Annotated in this window: 1 protein-coding gene; it reads right to left on the bottom strand. The window is 69.7% G+C overall.

All coding sequences use genetic code 11. The annotated features are described in order from the left end of the window. Window positions 1-86 precede the first annotated feature (86 nt). Window positions 87-1,010, bottom strand: coding sequence for a 30S ribosomal protein S2 (gene rpsB, locus AB0D04_RS41970; RefSeq protein WP_362712683.1), 924 nt, complete (start codon window positions 1,008-1,010; stop codon window positions 87-89). Window positions 1,011-1,699: the final 689 nt, after the last annotated feature.

The raw sequence follows: 1,699 nt of genomic DNA on the forward strand, positions 1-1,699 counted from the left end.
CCGGCGTCCGGCGCGGACCAGGCCGCCATGCCGTCCCGCGGGACGACGTGGCTGGGCCCCCGCCGTCATCAACCGGATGCTGCGGGTCAGGCCTGCTCGGCGTCCGCGGCCGGCTTCTCGGCCTCGGCAGCCGGAGCCTCGGCAGCCGGAGCCTCGACCGCGGGGGCCTCGGCGGCGGGGGCCTCGGCGGCGGGGGTCTCGGCGGGCTTCTCGGCCTCGTCGGACTTCTTCTCGCCCTCGAGCAGGTCGCGCTCCCACTCGGCCAGCGGCTCGGCGGCAGCAGCCTTCTCGCCGGGCTTCTGGTCGCCGGTGGCGGCACCGGAGCGGGCAATGAGGCCCTCGGCGACGGCGTCGGCGATCACGCGGGTGAGCAGGGTGACGGAGCGGATCGCGTCGTCGTTGCCCGGGATCTTGTAGTCGACCTCGTCCGGGTCGCAGTTGGTGTCGAGGATCGCGACGACCGGGATGTTGAGCTTGCGCGCCTCACCGACGGCGATGTGCTCCTTCTTGGTGTCCACGATCCAGACGGCGCTGGGCACCTTCTGCATCTCGCGGATACCGCCGAGGGTCTTCTCCAGCTTGGCCTTCTCGCGGGAGAGGACGAGGAGCTCCTTCTTGGTGAGGCCGGAGGCGGCCACATCCTCGAAGTCGATCTGCTCGAGCTCCTTCAGGCGCTGCAGGCGCTTGTAGACGGTCGAGAAGTTGGTCAGCATGCCGCCGAGCCAGCGCTGGTTCACGTAGGGCATGCCCACGCGGGTCGCCTGCTCGGCAATGGCCTCCTGGGCCTGCTTCTTGGTACCGACGAACATCACCGAGCCGCCGTGGGCGACGGTCTCCTTGACGAACTCGTAGGCGCGGTCGATGTACGACAGCGACTGGAGCAGGTCGATGATGTAGATGCCGTTGCGCTCGGTGAAGATGAAACGCTTCATCTTCGGGTTCCAGCGCCGGGTCTGGTGCCCGAAGTGGACGCCGCTCTCCAGCAGCTCCCGCATCGTGACGACGGCCATGGCCGTACTCCTCGTGTTTCTCGGTTCCACTGCGGCCGGTCGGCCGCGGTGCCTGACGCCCCGACGCGCCTGCCGGGGAAGGAACCTTGCGGAACCTTCCGAGGACCGAGGGGCGCGGCCATCGTGCTGCCCGAAAGGGACTGCTGCACTGACGGCGGGGCGTGCGAAGTCGATCCGGTGACCCGGATCGCCACAAGAAGTGTACGGGACGGCCGATGTACTGGGCGACACGCACCTTTTCGTGCCCCGGGCGAGTGACAGCGTTATCCACATCCGGCGGGTTATCCACAGATTCCGACCAAGATCCCCATGCGGCGGCGGGCTGCGTCACGGTCGGGCCATGAAACGAAATTCCCGCTCGGGTACGAGCTTCCGGAGGATCGTCGGACCGCAGGCGCGCCGCGCGCGGCGCCGGCACAAGGCGCCAGAAGGCGACGGTCGGAACTGCTTCTTTCCGGTGCGTGCGGTCACGGGCTTCCTGGCCGTCGCCACGGCTGCCGCTCTCTGCGTGCCGACGCTGACGGCGGCGTACGGGGTGCCGAGTTCCGGGGTGGGGAGTCCCGGGGTAGGGAGGGGTTCGGCCGCGTCAATGGCGCATGTGGTGGCGGAGGCGGTGGGGGGCGGTGATGCGGGGCGCACGGAAGCGGGGGCCCTGAAAGCCGGTCGGGCACGGGCTCCCATACCGGCTT

The sequence above is a fragment of the Streptomyces sp. NPDC048483 genome, from assembly GCF_040651455.1.
In the GTDB taxonomy this organism is placed as follows: Bacteria; Actinomycetota; Actinomycetes; order Streptomycetales; family Streptomycetaceae; genus Streptomyces.